The sequence below is a fragment of the Streptomyces sp. NBC_01410 genome (assembly GCF_045040195.1).
Classification (GTDB): domain Bacteria; phylum Actinomycetota; class Actinomycetes; order Streptomycetales; family Streptomycetaceae; genus Streptomyces.
The window spans coordinates 2408330-2424719 of record NZ_CP109530.1; the positions used below are offsets into that span (position 1 = coordinate 2408330).

The 16390-nt window shown below is 71.6% G+C and carries 15 protein-coding genes; 4 read left to right on the top strand and 11 right to left on the bottom strand.

Annotated elements, in window-relative coordinates:
* Positions 1-55: 55 nt before the first annotated feature.
* The 4 genes from OG741_RS11130 to OG741_RS11145 all read right to left on the bottom strand — a co-directional run bounded on the left by OG741_RS11130 (position 56) and on the right by OG741_RS11145 (position 3101).
* Entirely contained in the window at positions 56-508 is a 453-nt protein-coding gene (locus OG741_RS11130) for a DUF5304 domain-containing protein (protein WP_405596652.1), read from the bottom strand.
* A 74-nt stretch (positions 509-582) separates the two neighbouring features.
* Entirely contained in the window at positions 583-1794 is a 1212-nt protein-coding gene (locus OG741_RS11135) for an ArsA family ATPase (protein WP_405596653.1), read from the bottom strand.
* Positions 1794-2243 carry an SRPBCC family protein gene (locus OG741_RS11140; RefSeq protein WP_266477307.1) on the bottom strand — a complete coding sequence of 150 codons (450 nt, stop codon included), beginning with the start codon at positions 2241-2243 and terminating at the stop codon, positions 1794-1796. The genes OG741_RS11135 and OG741_RS11140 overlap by 1 nt, the downstream gene beginning before the upstream one ends.
* Positions 2244-2333: 90 nt before the next feature.
* Entirely contained in the window at positions 2334-3101 is a 768-nt protein-coding gene (locus OG741_RS11145) for a metallophosphoesterase (RefSeq protein WP_405605512.1), read from the bottom strand.
* 301 nt (positions 3102-3402) lie between these two features.
* Here OG741_RS11145 and OG741_RS11150 point away from each other — a divergent pair, with 301 nt between their 5' ends.
* Entirely contained in the window at positions 3403-5199 is a 1797-nt protein-coding gene (locus OG741_RS11150) for an AMP-dependent synthetase/ligase (RefSeq protein WP_405596654.1), read from the top strand.
* A 97-nt stretch (positions 5200-5296) separates the two neighbouring features.
* Here OG741_RS11150 and OG741_RS11155 read toward each other — a convergent pair whose 3' ends face one another.
* Positions 5297-6439, bottom strand: a complete 1143-nt coding sequence (locus tag OG741_RS11155) for a glycosyltransferase family 4 protein (RefSeq protein ID WP_405596656.1) — start codon at positions 6437-6439, stop codon at positions 5297-5299.
* Positions 6440-6539: 100 nt separating this feature from the next.
* On the opposite strand from OG741_RS11155, the gene OG741_RS11160 reads away from it, so the two are divergent.
* The gene (locus tag OG741_RS11160; RefSeq protein ID WP_405596657.1) at positions 6540-7805 is read left to right on the top strand and encodes a glycosyltransferase 87 family protein; all 1266 of its coding nucleotides are present in this window, start codon (positions 6540-6542) and stop codon (positions 7803-7805) included.
* A gap of 31 nt (positions 7806-7836) precedes the next feature.
* Here the strand turns inward: OG741_RS11160 and OG741_RS11165 are convergent, their stop codons facing one another.
* The 5 genes from OG741_RS11165 to OG741_RS11185 all read right to left on the bottom strand — a co-directional run bounded on the left by OG741_RS11165 (position 7837) and on the right by OG741_RS11185 (position 13324).
* The gene (locus OG741_RS11165; RefSeq protein WP_405596658.1) at positions 7837-9069 is read right to left on the bottom strand and encodes a hypothetical protein; all 1233 of its coding nucleotides are present in this window, start codon (positions 9067-9069) and stop codon (positions 7837-7839) included.
* A gap of 42 nt (positions 9070-9111) precedes the next feature.
* The gene (locus OG741_RS11170; RefSeq protein ID WP_405596659.1) at positions 9112-10140 is read right to left on the bottom strand and encodes an NlpC/P60 family protein; all 1029 of its coding nucleotides are present in this window, start codon (positions 10138-10140) and stop codon (positions 9112-9114) included.
* A 197-nt stretch (positions 10141-10337) separates the two neighbouring features.
* Complete coding sequence (locus OG741_RS11175) at positions 10338-11363, bottom strand: NlpC/P60 family protein (RefSeq protein WP_405596660.1); 1026 nt, start codon at positions 11361-11363, stop codon at positions 10338-10340.
* Between the two features lie 322 nt (positions 11364-11685).
* Positions 11686-13047, bottom strand: coding sequence for an NYN domain-containing protein (locus OG741_RS11180; protein ID WP_405596661.1), 1362 nt, complete (start codon positions 13045-13047; stop codon positions 11686-11688).
* A 34-nt stretch (positions 13048-13081) separates the two neighbouring features.
* Positions 13082-13324: a hypothetical protein gene (locus OG741_RS11185; protein WP_266477291.1), complete on the bottom strand. Its 243-nt coding sequence runs from the start codon at positions 13322-13324 to the stop codon at positions 13082-13084.
* Between the two features lie 151 nt (positions 13325-13475).
* Between OG741_RS11185 and OG741_RS11190 the strand changes: the two genes are divergently transcribed.
* Together OG741_RS11190 and OG741_RS11195 are read left to right on the top strand one after the other, a co-directional pair.
* A complete protein-coding gene (locus OG741_RS11190) occupies positions 13476-14198 on the top strand; it encodes a rhomboid family intramembrane serine protease (protein WP_405596662.1) in 723 nt (240 codons plus the stop codon).
* Complete coding sequence (locus OG741_RS11195) at positions 14195-14476, top strand: Lrp/AsnC family transcriptional regulator (RefSeq protein WP_405596663.1); 282 nt, start codon at positions 14195-14197, stop codon at positions 14474-14476. The genes OG741_RS11190 and OG741_RS11195 overlap by 4 nt, the downstream gene beginning before the upstream one ends.
* Before the next feature lie 246 nt (positions 14477-14722).
* Here the strand turns inward: OG741_RS11195 and OG741_RS11200 are convergent, their stop codons facing one another.
* Positions 14723-16168 carry an aminotransferase class V-fold PLP-dependent enzyme gene (locus tag OG741_RS11200; protein WP_405596664.1) on the bottom strand — a complete coding sequence of 482 codons (1446 nt, stop codon included), beginning with the start codon at positions 16166-16168 and terminating at the stop codon, positions 14723-14725.
* Positions 16169-16390 lie beyond the last annotated feature (222 nt).

A 16390-nucleotide genomic window follows, 5' to 3' on the forward strand; every position in this document is an offset into this window, starting at 1 on the left:
TTTTCGGTCGAGCCCCGCTACGGCCAACCGTACCCGAGGGCGGGCACCGCCCGGCTCAGTCCAGGTCGATGTGCTCGCTCGCCCCGGGGCCCTCGTCGCGGGGGTCCGTGGCGTCCCCGGAGCTGTCCGGATCCGGGGTCCGCTCCTGGGTCCAGCGTCGCTCATGGCCCTCGACTGCGGATCGATAGGCGGCGAGCAGTTCGCTGCCGGCCGCCGCGAGGTGGTCGAAGATCTCCGGGTTGCGCTCGATGACCGGCTCGACCGCGGACTTCGCCTGGCTGACCAGCTGCTGTACGGCGCTCTGCGCGGCGATGCCGGGCAGCGACGTCTGGAAGGTGGAGACCTTCTCGGCGACGACGTCGAGGAGTTTGCGCAGCTCCTCTGCGGCGGAGCCCGGCGGTGTGCCGTACTGGGTGCGGCGGCGGGCCTTCTCGGCCTCGAGATCCTCGGCGCAGGCCGTGGCCCAGGCGTCGTCGTCGACGGCGGGACGCTCGGTGGCATCGCTCATGGCGTACTCCTGCGGAAGGACGTGCGGAACGGAGGGTTCGTACGCTCGACGGTACCCGAATGGGGGCAGGGCCTTCAGCGGGCGCGGGGCCACAGCTCGGGGTCCGGCGTGAAGCGGACCCGCAGCGCGCCGTCCGTGAGTCCGGCGCCGGACACCGTGCAGCGGCGCAGCACGGAGTGCAGCGGAACGATCCTGCGGAAGGGCCCCACGGTGACCAGGAGTTCATCCCCGCGGCGTACCAGCGAGACGTCCTCCTTCACGGCGCCGGGCAGCGGAAGGTGCCAGACGTAGATCGGGCCCTCGCCGTCGTCGCCCGTGCCCGGGAACTCGACCCGCCAGGGGTCGTCCCTGCGCTCCCCCGGGTCCGGGGCCGGCTCGACGGCGAGCCCGCCGTCTTCGAGGAGAGCGCCGAGGTCGTCGAGGCCGCGCGGGTCCCGGCCGAGGTGGCGCACCTCGCTGAGCGGGATTCCGGGGGCCCACTGGGCGTACCACTCGCGCAGGTGCTTCTCCTGCTGCGCGCACAGTGTGGCGAGCCAGGTGTCCGGGGACTGCCTCGGCACGATCCGGTTCGCTACGAGGGTGTCGACGTCCAGTCCGTGGAGCGCGAGCCCGGAGCGGGCCGTGCGCAGGACGTCCGCGGCCGCGGGTGAGGGCTCGGCGACCACGCGCAGGGTCGTACCGCGGGCCTCGATCACCGTCTGCACACCGGCCAGTTCGGTGTCCCAGCGATCGGCGGTCGCGTACAGCCACTGCGCGGGCATCGGTACGCCCGCGAGCTGGGCGAGCATCGGGCGCAGCGCCCGGGCGGCCTGCCGCTCCACCGGCAGCAGCCGGCGCAGATAGCGGCGCAGCTGCTCGGGCAGGGCGAGCGCGGCGACGGTCTCGCGCAGCGGCGGCATGTCGACGACGAGCACGTCCCAGTCGCCGCGCGAGGCGACGGTCAGCGCGCGCAGCAGCGCGAACTGCTCACTGCCGGGGAGTTCGGTCAGCTCTTCGTCCTCCAGCGGCCTCGCGCCCAGCAGGTCGAGCGCGCCGGAGCTTCGCTCCTGAAGGGCCATGAACTCCGCGCGGAATGCGGCGCCGGCCTCGATACGGGCGGCCCACAGCCCGCCGGTGACCTCGGCCGGTTCGACGAGGCTGCCGGTGACGGGCGTTCCGAGGATGTCGCCCGGCTCGGCGGAGAGGAACAGCGTGCGCTTGCCGCTCCGGGCGGCACAGAGCGCGGTGGCGGCGGCGACGGTGGTACGGCCCGCGCCGCCGAGGCCGGTGACGAGGACCGTGCGCATCAGGCGGTGGGACCGCTCTCGACGCGCTTCTTCAGTCCGGCCAGGGCGCGGTCGATGATGACCTTCTCGGCCTTGCGCTTGATCATGCCGAGCATGGGGATCTTGACGTCGACGGTCAGCTGGTAGGTGACCTCGGTACGGTCACCGCCGCCGACCGCGGCCAGGGTGTACGAGCCGTCGATGGCGCGCAGCATCTGGGACTTGACCAGCGTCCAGCTGACCTCGTGGTCGCCGTTCCAGGTGTACGCGAGGGTGTGGTCGTCCTTGATCGCTCCGGCGTCCAGCACGAGACGGACCTGCTCGGCGCGGCCCTTGGCGTCGGTGGCGAGCACCTCGGCCTCCTTCACCTCACCCGTCCACTCCGGGTAGCGGGCGAAGTCGGAGATCACGCCCATCACGTCGGCCGGCGCCGCCTCGATCGTGATGCTCGAGCTGGTGTGTTCCGCCATCGCTGCGGCTCCTCACAGTGCGGTACGACCGGGGGTGGTGTGGTGTGCAGGCTACCGCGACCGGACTGGTCACCGGCGCGGGGCCCGGTCTCACCACTCCAGTGCCCACGGCCGGCCGGTGGAGGCGAAATGCCCGACGTTGACGCATTCTGTGGCGCCGATGCGCATCCGGTCGACAAGCGGCTGGTGGATGTGGCCGAAAAGCGCGTACCGGGGGCGGGTGCGGCGGATCGCGTCGAGCAGCGCGTGGCTGCCGCGTTCGAAGCGGCGCGCGACCGTGTCGTAGGTCAGTTCGGGTACCTCCGGCGGGATGTGCGAGCAGAGCACGTCGACCTCGCCGATCGCCTCGATCTTGGCCGCGTACTCCTCGTCGGAGATCTCGTAGGGGGTGCGCATCGGGGTGCGCAGTCCGCCGCCCACGAAGCCGAAGGTCCGGCCGCCGATCTCGACGCGCCCTCCGTCGAGGACGGTGGTGCCCGGGCGCGCGTACTCCGGCCAGAGGGCGGGAATGTCGACATTGCCGTAGGTGGCGTACGTCGGGGTGGGGAAGGCCGCGAACAACTCGGCGTACTGGCGTCGTACGGCCGACTCGATGGCGCTGTCCCGGTCCTGCCGCAGTTCGCCCCAGAGCCTGCGGCCCAGGTCGCGGGCCTCGTCGAAGCGGCGGGCGGTGCGCAGTTCCACGATCAGATCGGCGTTCTCGACGCCGAAGAGGTCGGGGAAGATGCCGCGCGAGTGGTCGGCGTAATCGAGGAAGAGCACGAGATCACCGAGGCAGATGAGGGCATCCGCGCCGTCCCCCGCCCGGGCGAGATCCTTGGCGTTGCCGTGCACGTCACTCACCACATTGACTCGCATGCCTCGCATGACGATCACCCTAGGACGGCCCTGTGACGGCTGGGTAGTGGGGGCGGGCAGGCCGTTCTTCCGAGTCACGACGGGTGTGGACTACGCTCGCGGAGCGATGCCATAAGCGATGCCATACGCGTGTGACGCAGGGAACATCTGGCCGGAACCCCCTATCCGGAACCGAGTACTGGTGGGTAACGTCCGGGCAGTCCAGTCGTGCTCACCCCCAATGAGCACCTGCCCGATCTTGGACCGCAGCCGGTGCATCACACAGAGCCGTGGCGCCGGAGCCCGATGAGGAGCAGCAGTCTTGCGCGAGTTCAGCCTTCCGGCCCTGTACGAGGTCCCCTCAGACGGCAATCTGACGGATCTCATCCGCCGCAATGCCGCAATGCACCCCGATGTCGCGGTGATGGGGAGAAAGGTGGCAGGCGTCTGGACGGACGTCACCGCCACCCAGTTCCTCGCCGAGGTACGGGCCGCCGCCAAGGGGCTGATCGCCGCCGGCGTTCGGCCCGGTGACCGGGTCGCCCTGATGTCCCCCACCCGCTACGAGTGGGTGCAGCTGGACTTCGCGATCTGGAGCGCGGGCGCCGTCACCGTCCCGGTGTACGAGACCAGCTCGGCCGAGCAGGTCCAGTGGATCCTCGGTGACTCGGGTGCGGTCGCGGTGGTCGTCGAGAGCGACGCGCACGCCGCCGCCGTCGAGTCCGTACGCGACCGGCTGCCCGGCCTGCGGCACATCTGGCAGATCGAGAAGGGCGCGATCGAGGAACTGACCGCCGCGGGCGCCGAGGTCGGCGACGAGACGGTCGACGAGCGCAGCGCGAGCGCCAAGGCGGACGACCCGGCGACGATCGTCTACACCTCGGGCACCACCGGCCGCCCCAAGGGCTGTGTGCTCACCCACCGCAGCTTCTTCGCGGAGTGCGGCAACCTGGTCGAGCGCCTGAGGCCCCTGTTCCGTACGGGCGAGAGCTCGGTGCTGCTCTTCCTCCCGGCCGCGCACGTCTTCGGCCGCATGGTCGAAGTCGCTGCCGTGATGGCGCCCATCAAGCTCGGCTGTGTGTCGGACATCAAGAACCTCACCGACGAACTGGCCTCCTTCCGGCCGACGTTGCTCCTCGGCGTGCCACGCGTCTTCGAGAAGGTCTACAACTCGGCGCGGGCCAAGGCCCGGGCGGACGGCAAGGGCAAGATCTTCGACAAGGCCGCGGACACGGCCATCACCTACAGCCGTGCCCTGGCCACTCCCGAGGGCCCCTCGATCGGTCTCAAGTTCAAGCACAAGGTCTTCGACCGGCTCGTCTACAGCAAGCTGCGCGCGGTCCTCGGCGGACGCTGCGAGTACGCGATCTCCGGCGGGGCGCCGCTGGGCGAGCGCCTCGGCCATTTCTACCGCGGCATCGGCTTCACGGTCCTGGAGGGCTACGGCCTGACCGAGTCGTGTGCGGCGACCGCGTTCAGCCCGTGGGACCGGCAGAAGATCGGCACGGTGGGGCAGCCGCTGCCGGGCTCGGTGGTGCGGATCGCGGACGACGGCGAGATCCTGCTGCACGGCGAGCACATCTTCAAGGGCTACTGGAACAACGAGGCGGCGACCGCCGAGGCGCTGACCGACGGCTGGTTCCACAGCGGCGACATCGGCACCCTGGACGAGGACGGCTACCTCGCGATCACCGGCCGCAAGAAGGAGATCCTGGTCACCGCGGGCGGCAAGAACGTCGCTCCCGCCGTGATCGAGGACCGCATCCGCGCGCACGCACTGGTCGCGGAGTGCATGGTCGTGGGCGACGGGCGGCCCTTCGTGGGCGCGCTGGTCACCATCGACGAGGATTTCCTGGGACGTTGGGCCTCGGACCACGGCAAGCCCGCCGATTCGACGGCGGCGTCGCTGCTCCAGGACGCCGATCTGCTGGCGGAGGTCCAGCGGGCGGTGGACGACGGCAACGCGGCCGTGTCCAAGGCGGAATCGGTGCGGAAATTCCGCATTCTCCCCTCCCAGTTCACCGAGGAGGCGGGCCACATCACGCCGTCGCTGAAGCTGAAGCGCAATGTGGTGGCGAAGGACTTCGCCGACGAGATCGAGGCGATCTACCGCGCCTGACCGGTCTCTCGGGTCCGCTCGGTCTCTCGGGTCCTCGGCGACGAACGGATTGCATCCGGTCGGGCCGGGGACCCGCGCCGTTGGCCCGCTTCCTGCCTCACAGCAGCGTCCGCAGCTTTTCCGCCAGCAGGTCCCAGCGCCACTTCTCCTCGACCCACGCACGGCCGCGCTCCCCCATCCGCCGCCGCAGTTCGGGATCTTCGAGCAGCGCCACGATCCGCTCGGCCGACTCCTCGGCCGAGCCGCCGCGGACGACCCAGCCAGTCTCTCCGTCGAGTACGGCGTCGGGGGCGCCGCCCGAGTCACCCGCGACCACCGGAAGACCGGTCGCCGACGCCTCCAGATACACGATTCCGAGGCCCTCGACATCGAGGCCGCCCCGGCGGGTGCGGCAGGGCATGGCGAACACGTCGCCCGCGCCGAAGTGCGCCGGCAGTTCCGCCCAGGGGACGGCGCCGGTGAAGCGCACGGAACCCTCGACCCCGGTCTCGGCCGCGAGACCCCTCAGCTCGTTCTCGTACGGGCCACCGCCCACGATCAGCAGCACGGCGTCCGGCACCTTCGCCAGGATGGCGGGCATCGCGCGGATCAGGGTGTCCTGCCCCTTGCGCGGCACCAGCCGCGAGACGCACACCACGACCGGACGGCTGCTCAGCCCGAGGCGGGCGCGGACCACGTCGCCGCCGGAGCCGGGGTGGAAGGTCTTCTCGTCGACGCCGGGCGGGAGTTGGACCATGCGTCCGGCCGCCTCGGGCGTCAGCGCCGCGGCGATGCGTGAGCGGGTGTACTCACCCAGATAGGTGATCGTGTCCGTGCCCTCGCCGATGCGGCGCAGCAGTTGCCGGGACGCGGGCAGTTGGGCCCAGCCCGCCTCGTGGCCGTGCGTGGTGGCCACCAGCCGCCGCGCGCCCGCCTTGCGCAGAGCCGGAGCCATCAGCCCGAGCGGGGCGGCCGCCCCGAACCACACCGACTGACAGCCGTGCTCGCGCAGCAGCCGGGTCGCCCTTCGGGTGACCCGCGGAGTCGGGAGCAGCATCGTCGTACGGTCGCGTACGACCGTGAAGGGCTGCTCGGCGTCGAAGGCCGCGGTCGCCTCGTGGCCCTCGTGCCCGCGCTTCCAGGTGGAGGCGTAGACGACGAGCTGTTCCGGGTCCAGACGCAGCGCCATGTTGTGCAGGAACGCCTGGATGCCGCCGGGCCTGGGCGGGAAGTCGTTGGTCACGATCAAGGTCTTGTGCATCGCCGCCGACAGTACCGAACGGCCCTGCCTCACCGCTCCCGAGCCGCCTCGCCCGGCATCATGGGCACCCATAAACCGGTACGAATGGGATGGGGTGCTCATGGCCGGCGTCGCCAGCGGGAGCGACAGCGCGAGCGGTGGCGGCAGGCGCCTTCCCCTCGCGGTGTGGATCCTCACCAGGACCGCGCTGATGCTCTGCGTCCTCAAGGTCGTAGCCTTGCCGGGCCCCGATGTCACCACCGATGTCTCGGGGATCTACCAGGGCTGGTACGAGGTCCTGAGGACCGGCATCTTCCCCATGGACGACGTCACCTGGCAGTACCCGCCCGCCGCCGCGCTCGCGATCCTCTCCCCCGCCGTGCTGCCATTCCTCGGCTATGCCACCGCCTTCTTCGTCCTCGCCCTGCTCTGCGACGCGCTGGTCCTCTCCCTGCTGCTGTACGCGGGTGGGCGGCCGGGCAAGTCCCAGCGCGGCAGCTGGGTCTGGGTGGCCGGTGTGGCGCTGCTCGGCCCCACCGCGTACGCCCGCTACGACCTGATGGTCACGGCCGTCGCCGTGGTCGCCCTCCTCGCCGGGGCGCGCCATCCACGCGGCCTGGGCGCGCTGGCGGCCTTCGGTGCGCTGCTGAAGGTCTGGCCGTTGCTGGTGCTCGCGGGCACCCCGCGCGGCCGGGCGACGAGCCGCTCCTGGGCCACCGCGGCGGGCACGGCGGCCGCCCTGATGCTGCTGTTCGTCTCGGCGATGCCGGGCGCGCTGGCCTTCCTCACCTTCCAGCGCGAGCGCGGCACGGAGATCGAGTCGCTGGGCGCACTGGCCTTCCATGTGGCCCGGCACCACGGCTGGGACGGCCAGGTGCAGCTGAACTACGGCTCGGTGGAGTTCATCGGCCCCCACGTCCCGCTGGTCTCCGCACTCGCGCTCGCGCTCACCGCCGTCGCGTTCGCCTGGCTGCTGCTGTGGCGGCTGCGCGCGAAGAAGTTCGCGCCGAGCACCCCGTGCGACGCGGCCTTCACCGCCGTACTGCTGTTCACCACGACGAGCCGGGTGATCAGCCCCCAGTACCTGATCTGGCTGGTCGGCCTGGCCGCCGCCGCGCTGGTCTTCCGGCGCGGCCGGATGGGGCTGCCCGCCTGGCTGGTGCTGGCGGCGGCGGGTGTCACGCTGCTGGAGTTCCCCGTCTGGTTCGCGCATGTGGTGGCGAGCGACCCGCTGGGCGTGGCGCTGCTGGCCGTACGCAACGGGCTGCTGGTCGCGGCGACGCTGACGGCCTGCCTGCGGCTGTGGCGCCAGACGGTCACCGAGCCGCGCCGCCGCAAGCTGCTGCCCGCTCAGTCGACCCGCGACAACGCGCTGATGGCCTCCTGATTTCCCATCCGGACGACAACCGGAGCCCGGCTCAGCCGTCCAGCCGTTCCCGCAGATACTCCCGCCAGCGCACCGTGAAGTCCGCGGGCGACGTCCCCAGGACATCCGCCATGGACTTCTCGACCGCGCTCGCCCGGTGCTTGCCAGCGCCGACCGCCCGGTAGAAGGCGGTCAGTTTCCGCTCGCCCCAGCGCTCCGCGATCAGTTCGCACGCCAGCCAGCCGCCCTCGTACGCCCGCGCCAGCGTGTCCCCGTCGCCGCCGAAGGCGAAGTCCGCGTCGGCGGGCAGCACGGGCGGCAGGTCGCCGCGCCGGACCGCGCGCTGGAGTTCGGGGGCGATCTGGCCGGTGCTGCTGCCCGTGCCGCGGTACGCGACCCAGTCCGCGAAGCCTTCCGAGAGCCACATCGGGGTGGCCGCCGAGGTGTACGCGCGGGTGGCCACATGGGTGGTCTCATGGGTGAGCACGACGCCCTGGCCGTAGTCGCCGAGCACCGAGTACGCCTCGGGGTTGACGATCACCCGGTCCGCGGGCGCCGTCCCCGCCGGCCCGGTCTCGCCCGTGGTGACCGCCGCTATCCCCCGGTATCCGGCCGCGGGCGCGCCCAGCAGCTCTCCCATGGCGTCCAGCGAGGCGGGGACCAGGACGACGACGCGCCCGGCCCAGGGGGCGGGCCAGGCTGCCGAGACGGCCGGTACGGCCCGGTCCGCGGTCGCGGCGACCGCGCGCAGCCGCTCGGCGTCCTGGCCGACGGCGAGGACCAGGCTCCGCCTGCCGCGAGCCACCTTGACCTCGCCCTGCTCCCAGAGCTGGCGGCCGCCGCCCTTGCCGGCGCGGTCGGCCGTCACGTACCAGCGGCCGTCGTGCCGGGTGAGCTCCAGCGTGCGGGACGCGGTCACCGGAGCCGTGTCGTAACCGGCTATGCGGTAGCGCAGTTCGGCCTGCGCGACCGCTCGTGTGCCCTGCCGCTTCACATCGCCCAGCCGGTACTCCCAGGAGCTCAGCGGCACATCCGCGAGATTGCGGAACTCCCGTCGCTCCACCGTCCGCAGCGACCCCGCAGCGGGGTCCACGGCCTCCAGATAGGCGCTCTCGTCATGGCCGACGACGGCGGCGGCGCGCTCTTCGAGCGTGCGCTGGATGTCGCGCACGGTGGTGTCCGGCGCCTCGGGGGCCACGCAGCCGGACGCCAGCAGGGCCGCGGCGAGTACAAGACCCGCCGCGTGCCGTATCGCCCGGCGCCGTGCGCGCCCCTGACCTGCCACAGTGCCGATCGTACGGAACGCGGCGCCGAACGGAACGGGGCCTCAGACGCGGGTGACCGACGAGACGGGCATCATGCCGACCGGGTCGTAGCGCACCGGCGCCCCGGGATAGGGCGCGTGGACGACCTGGCCGTTGCCCATGTACATCCCGATATGGCTCGCGTCACTGCGGTATGCGACAAGGTCGCCGGGCCGGGCCTCGGACAGCGGGACCTGCCGGCCCGCGTACCGCTGCGCCTGCGATGTGCGCGGCAGGGCGACTCCCGCCTGGGCGTACGACCACTGGGTCAGGCCCGAACAGTCAAAACCCGAGGGTCCGTTGGCGCCCCACACATACGGGCGGCCCACCGCGCTGCGGGCCGCCATCACCGCGGCGGCCGCCCGCGCGGACGCGGGCGCAAGGCCGGAGAGCTCGGGCATCGCGTCACGGCCGGAGCGCGAGGCCCGGCCGTAGCCGGCGCGGTCCGCGGAGGGCAGGGAGTTCAGCAGCCGCTGCGCCTCGGTGAGCTTGCGCTCGACGGTGCGTTTGTGGCGGGCGACGGCCACCCGGCTGCGCTCCAGCTCGGCAAGGTCGCGGGAGGCCTCCGCGCGCTCCTGGCCGAGCCGTCGCTGCGCCCGCTGGAGATCGTGCAGGGCGGTCGTCTGGAGCGCGCCGATGCGGTCCAGGGTCTCGGCCTTGTCGAGGTAGCTGTCCGGGTCCTCGGAGAGCAGCAGGGCGAGCGCGGGGTCCATGCCGCCCGAGCGGTACTGGGCGCCCGCCACCGAACCGAGCGCTCCCCGCATCCGGTTGATGCGCTCCTGGCCGCGGGCCACGCTGTCCTGCGCCTGCGCCACCTGGTCGCGCAGCCGCTCCACCCGTTCACCGGCCTTGTTGAACTGCTCGGTGGCCTGCTCGGCCTCCTCGTAGAGCCGGTCGACCCGGGTGCGGGTGGCCTCCGTCGTGTCCTGCGGTTCGGCGCTCGCCGGGGCGGCGCCGAGAGCCGCGGCGGCGGTCGCCGCCGCCGCGGACAGGACGGTGCCCCGGGCAGTGTGAGTGAGACCGGGCTGTGAGGGCCGTCTGTGGGACGCCACGGGCCGCGCTCCCTTCCGCTGTACGACATGTACGAGGGATGTTGCGCGGCAGACAGTAGCCGTGAGAGCACACAGCGTCCAAAGACCGTTATGGGCACACAAAGTGACGCCCCGCCGGAGACCACAGGTCACCGGCGGGGCGCGACGTCAGTTGGAAGTGACGTAATTCGCCCGTTTGGGCGGGCGCGAGGCGCGTGTCAGATACGCACGCCGAACTGGAACGGCATGTTGTTGATCGACTCGTAGCGCACGCTGGCGCCTGGCTTCGGGGCGTGCAGCACCTGGCCGTTGCCCGCGTAGAGGCCGACGTGGTGCATGTCGCCGTAGAAGATGACCAGGTCGCCCTGCTGGAGCCCGCCCTGCGAGTAGATACGCGTACCGGCGTTGGCCTGCGACTGGGAGGTGCGCGGTATGGAGACACCGGCCTGCGAGTACGCCCAGGAGGTCAGTCCGGAGCAGTCGAAGGAGCTGGGGCCCGAGGCACCGTAGACGTACGGCGAACCGATCTTGCTCTGCGCGGCGGCGAAGGCCGCGCCCGCACGCTGCGAGGCGGGGACCGAGTTGCCGAGGTCCGCACGCGAGTTGTCGCGGTTGGCGCGGGACTCGTCGGCGGAGAGCGCGGCGCGCTCCGCCGCGGTCAGCGAGTTGAGAAGCTTCTGCGCGGCGGCGAGCTTGCTCTGGACTTCCTTCTTCTTGACGCCCAGCTGCTTGCGCGTGTCGGCGAGGTCGCCCAGCTTGTCCTGGGCCTCCTTGCGCTGCTGCGCGAGGGTCCGCTGCTTGGCCTGGATGTCGGCCAGCGCCTCGGTCTGCTTGGCGCCCAGCTGGTCCAGCGCGGAGGCCTTCTCCAGGTAGGTGTCCGGGTCGGAGGAGAGGAAGAGCTGAACCGCGGGGTCGATGCCGCCGGAGCGGTACTGGGCGCTCGCCACCGAACCGAGGCCGTCGCGCAGGGTGTTGAGCTCGTCCTGACCGCGGGCGACCTTGTCCTGAAGCGCGTCGACTTCCTTCTCGAGCTTCTCCTGCTGCTCCTTGGCCCCGTTGTACTTCTCGGTGGCCTTCTCCGCCTCTTCGTAGAGCTTGTCGACCTTCTCCTTGACTTCGCTCTTGCTCGGCGTCGGCTCGGCCTGTGCGGCCTGGGAGGTCAGGGCTACGGCCGCGGCGGCGGTCGCGGTGAGCACGGTCACGCGGGTGCGGCTCGGCTGCTTGGGTCGACGGTGGGACGCCACGAAGGCGAGCTCCTTCTTCCTCGAGCCGCCTACCGGGCTGTGGGGGGTTGAATCCCCGGCTCCGCGCATTCAGCACCCCCGCAAAACAGGCTGAACTGCACAGACTCGGCGGTACCTTCGCTGTTCGCCCCGGATGGGCGATCAACCGCGCGAAGGTTCGAGGCCCGACCCTAGTGACCTTCTTGTGATCAGTTCAAATCCTGTCGCAAAAAATCTCCGTCACGGAGCGTTTCTTTACTCACATCACACGCGTAGTAGTGGCCACTTGACACTACGTTCAGGCGAGATGGGTGCGAATTCGGGCATTAGCCACGGGAGTTACTTAGACCCTCGAAAGCCGCTTCAGCAACAAGGCGGACGTGACGGGCCTGGCGCCCGCCTTCGCCACTCCGTCGGCGACCTCCCGGTCGGTGGAGACCACCACCACGGGCCGGCCCGGCGGCTCCGCGCGGACGAGCTGACGGATCAGCTCGTCGGCGGTCACGCCCGGCTTGGAGAACAGCACCCGCACCCCGCGCGGCGGCGCGAGCAGCACCGGGGCCGCCAGCTCGGCCCCGTCGAAGACACAGGTGATCTCGGCGCCCGTCTGCGCCGCGAGGACCGAGAGCCCGCCGAGCAGCCGCAGCCGCTGCTTCTCCAGCGGCATCGTCGGATAGCCGGTCTTGGTGACGTTGTAGCCGTCCACCACCAGATGCGCCTGGGGCAGCGCCAGCAGCTGGTCGAGCAGCGCGGGATCGGTCTCGGAGAGCGCGCGGGCCGCGATGTCCTTGGGTGACATCCGGCCCGGCTCGACCGCGTCGACGGTGTCGGCCGGGTGCAGGGCGGCCGGCGGCAGGGCCAGTTCGCGGCGCAGCCCCTGGGCCGCGTCGAGCACGGTGTCCAGCAGCAGCCGCAGCCGCATGTCCTCGATCGAGCGCCCCTCGCGGGCGGCCCGGCGGCCCGCCTCGACAGCCGCCTCCGCCTCCCCGAGGCGCGCCTTGAGCCGCCGGCTCTCGCTCTCGGCCGCCGAGACATGGGCGGCCGCCTCCGACCTGATCGACTCGGTGTCGGCGTCCCTGCGGCGCAGAGCGGCCTCCGCGCGCTTCATGTCGTTCTCGACGCTGCGCAGCCTGCGGCGAAGCGATTCGGCTTCCTTGCGTGCCGCCTCCAGCTCCGTACGCAGGTGCTCGGTCTCGCTCTTGATCAGTCCGCGGGCATGGGCGAGTTCCTCACGCAGCCGCTCCAGCTCGCGCCGCCCGGCCTCGTCCGCGCGCTCGGCGTCGGCGCGCTGCGCCTCCTCGCCCGCGGCGGCGACAAGTTTCACCCATCCGGTGGGGCGAAGGACATATGCGGCGGCCGCCACATCGACCGGATCGGCGGCCGCGGGAGGCGATCCGGACTCCAGCGCGGCGGACAGCTCCGGCTGCGCCTGGCTGAGCCGCTCGCCGATGCGCTGGCGGAATACGGGGTCGTTCTCCAGGGCGGCGGCCATCGCGTTGCCCGCGAATTTGGCGCGACGAGTCGGGGTGAATCGGGCGTACTGCCGCAGCTGGGTGGGAAGTTCGGCGACGGTCAGGCCGCCGAACGCGTCCGAGACCAGCGCCACGACTCGGCGCCGTACGCCTTCCGGCAGCGGGCGGTCGAGCGCCTCGGCCGCGTCACCGGCCGCACCGGCCGGCTCGGCGCCGTTCTCAGGCTGCTCCACGATCCGTCACCCCACTACCGTTCGGGCCGCTCCCTCAGGAGCCGGCGCCCGGCCTGTCCACCAGCTCGATCTGGTCCACCGCATTGCACCAACGGCAGCGCACCGACTCGATGGTCTCACTGACCACCTCGCGCTCCTCGACCGTCGGCTCTCCGGCCAGGTCCAGATGGACGTACTCGACGACCTTCGAGGAGCGGGTGACGTCGAAGCGCGTGAGGTTGCCACAGAGCGTGCAGCGCCAGCGGGTCGTGGCGGTCGGCGAGGGAACCGTCGTCATCGTGCCGTCCTTTTTCGTCGTGCAGGGTGCGGGTGCCGCTGTGCGCCGTCGAACTGCGGGTGTACTGCCCGTAACCCTACGGCCTCGCAGGTACCCCAGGGCGCGGCGAGGCACCCTGTACCGTTCGGTCCCACTACGCCATGCTCTGTCCATGATCGGTTGGCGGGGTGCGGTCCGGGGCGCGGTCACCGGGCCTTCGGTGACATACGGCGTGATCGCCGTCTGCTGTGCCGTGTTCGTGATCAGTCCGGTCTCGGGCCTCAATCCGGTGTACGGCACCGGGGACGCGCTGCTCACCGCGCAGAGCGAGTACTTCGAGCGGTGGGGCGTGATCCCCGCAGAACTGATCAGCAGCTCCCCCGACGCCCTCCTCACCCCGCTCACCGCCCTCTTCGTCCACGGCAGTTGGCTGCATCTGCTAGGCAACATGCTCTTCCTCTTCGTCTTCGGGGCGATGGCCGAGGAACGCCTCGGGCCGCTGGAGTTCGCCCTCTTCTATGCCGGCTGCGGCTACCTCGCGCTGCTCGCCTACGCGGTGGCCAACGCCGAATCCGATCAGACCCTGGTGGGGGCGTCCGGGGCGATCTCGGGGGTGCTGGGCGCGTTCCTCTACCTCTTCCCGAGGGCCCGGGTCACCAGTCTCTTCCCGTTCCTCTTCTTCCTGCCGCTGCGCTTCCCCGCGTGGATCGTGCTGATCTTCTGGTTCGTGCTGCAATGGCTGGCCGCCCAGGGCGCGGGCAGCGGTCCCGGGGTGGCGTATCTGGCGCATCTGGTGGGGTTCGGGGTGGGGTTTCTGTACGCCTGGGGACGTTTCCGCCGTAGTACTAGAGTGAAGGCCCAAGCAGCGGCCACTGAGGGAGAACGCCAGCCGTGATCACCGCGATCGTGCTCATCAAGACCAGCGTGGACCGCATCCCCGAGATCGCCGAGTCGATCGCCGCGCTCGACAGCGTGAGCGAGGTCTTCTCGGTCACCGGCACGTACGACCTGATCGCCATGGTGCGGGTGACCAAGCACCAGGACCTGGCAGACGTCATCCCCGGCCGGATCAGCAAGATCCCGGGGGTGGAGGGCACGGACACGCATGTCGCGTTCCGTACGTACTCCCAGCACGACCTGGAGGCGGCGTTCGCGATCGGCCTCGACGCGTAGCGCCTCCGGCGGGGGTGCGGGAGTGCGGCTCGGCGGGGCGTCGGGCTGATCTTTCCCCTACCCGCCCTCCCCCAGACTCCGTCCGGGGGGACCCCCACGGGGCTGGATGTGCGGCGGGGCCGCACCTTCAGCCCGTCCGGCGATTGAGGACACGCGCCCAGCGCGTACGGGGGAACAGCACTACAGGCGCAGCCGCACCGTGCAGCCCGAGGCGCACGCCCCGCGCGGGCCGGGGCCGGGGCCGGGTCAGACCGCCGGGACGCAGCGGCCGTCCTCCGTGCGGTACGTCCACTTCGCGCCGTCCGCGACCAGTTCCTTCACCGCCCGTACGAAGCGCTCCACGTGCTCGTCCGGCGTACCCGCCCCGAAGCTGACCCGGATCGCGTTGAGCGAGGGCTCGCCGGGCTCCGCCTCCGGGGCGCCGCACTCGCCCGGGTCCTGCGCGTCGGTGCCGAGCAGTGTGCGGACCAGCGGGTGGGCGCAGAACAGGCCGTCACGGACGCCGATTCCGTACTCCGCCGAGAGCGCTGCCGCGAAGTGCGAGCTGTTCCAGCCCTCGACCACGAACGAGATGACGCCGACGCGCGGGGCATCGTCGCCGAAGAGCGAGAGGACCTTCACCTGCGGGACCTCCGCGAGGCCCGCCCGCACCCTCGCCACGAGCTGCTGCTCCCGCGCCACAAGCCGGTCGAACCCGGCCTCGGTGAGCGCCTTGCAGGCGGAGGCGATCGAGTAGACCCCGATGACGTTCGGCGAGCCGGCCTCGTGGCGGGCCGCCGTGGTGTGCCAGTCGACGTCGACGCCGCCGTCCGCGCGGCGGGCCACCTTCCGTGAGGCGCCGCCGCCCGCGAGATACGGCTGGGCCTCCTTCAGCCAGTCAGCGCGGCCCGCGAGCACACCCGAGCCGAAGGGTGCGTACAGCTTGTGCCCGGAGAAGGCGACCCAGTCGACGTCAAGTTCCCGCACGGAGACCGGGTGGTGCGGCGCGAGCTGAGCCGCGTCAAGGACGATCCGCGCGCCGTGCGCGTGCGCCGCGGCCGCCAGCTCCTTCACGGGCCACAGTTCACCGGTGACGTTCGACGCGCCGGTCACGCAGACCAGCGCGGGGCCGTACGGGTCACGGCCGGCGAGCGCGAGCTCCAGCGTGCGGACCGCCTCGGCCGGGGTGCGCGGGGCGTTCAGATAGGTCACCCGGGCGTCCTGCCACGGCAGCAGCGAGGCGTGGTGCTCGGTCTCGAAGACGAAGACCTCGCAGTCGGCGGGGATCACGGCCGCCAGCAGATTGAGGGAGTCCGTGGTCGAGCGGGTGAAGACGACCTGGTCGTCCGGGCGGCAGTCGAGGAACTCGGCGACCGTGACGCGGCTGTTCTCGAAGAGGTCGGTGGACAGCTGCGAGAGGTACCCGGCGCCGCGGTGGACGCTGCCGTAGTACGGCGCGTATGCGGCGACGTCGTCCCACACCCGCTGCAGGGCCGGGGCGCTGGCCGCGTAGTCGAGGGCGGCGTAGGTGACCTCACCGCCGGTGACCAGCGGGACGGTCACATCGCGGCCGAGCACCGGCAGCGGCGCCGCGCAGGCGGGGTCGCCGGACCCGGAGCAGGCGGACGATTCGGAGACGGCGGAGGAGGAGGCGGAGGAATCGGAGGTGGCAGAAGACGCGGCGGTGGCAACGGCGTTCGGGCGTGCGGACATGGCGGTATCTCCCGGCAGGACAAGGCTGGGGGTCCCCCCGACGAAGTTAGGGGGAGGCTTCGGTGACCCCGTGCGGGCGCTCAACGGCCGCTCGCCGCACGGGGGTTGCCTCGACTGCGCGGCGATCGCCGCGCGGAGGCGTACTGAAGTGGGGGCTTGTGAAGCCCTATCGCATTCGCTTGCTCACGAGACTGCTCCCTTGAGGACCAGGACCCCAGGGTG

Coding starts and splice junctions, on each gene's coding strand:
- OG741_RS11130 (WP_405596652.1), bottom strand. CDS start 508: ATGAGCGATGCCACCGAGCGTCCCGCCGTCGACGACGACGCCTGGGCC.
- OG741_RS11135 (WP_405596653.1), bottom strand. CDS start 1,794: ATGCGCACGGTCCTCGTCACCGGCCTCGGCGGCGCGGGCCGTACCACC.
- OG741_RS11140 (WP_266477307.1), bottom strand. CDS start 2,243: ATGGCGGAACACACCAGCTCGAGCATCACGATCGAGGCGGCGCCGGCC.
- OG741_RS11145 (WP_405605512.1), bottom strand. CDS start 3,101: ATGCGAGTCAATGTGGTGAGTGACGTGCACGGCAACGCCAAGGATCTC.
- OG741_RS11155 (WP_405596656.1), bottom strand. CDS start 6,439: ATGCACAAGACCTTGATCGTGACCAACGACTTCCCGCCCAGGCCCGGC.
- OG741_RS11160 (WP_405596657.1), top strand. CDS start 6,540: ATGGCCGGCGTCGCCAGCGGGAGCGACAGCGCGAGCGGTGGCGGCAGG.
- OG741_RS11185 (WP_266477291.1), bottom strand. CDS start 13,324: ATGACGACGGTTCCCTCGCCGACCGCCACGACCCGCTGGCGCTGCACG.
- OG741_RS11190 (WP_405596662.1), top strand. CDS start 13,476: ATGATCGGTTGGCGGGGTGCGGTCCGGGGCGCGGTCACCGGGCCTTCG.
- OG741_RS11200 (WP_405596664.1), bottom strand. CDS start 16,168: ATGTCCGCACGCCCGAACGCCGTTGCCACCGCCGCGTCTTCTGCCACC.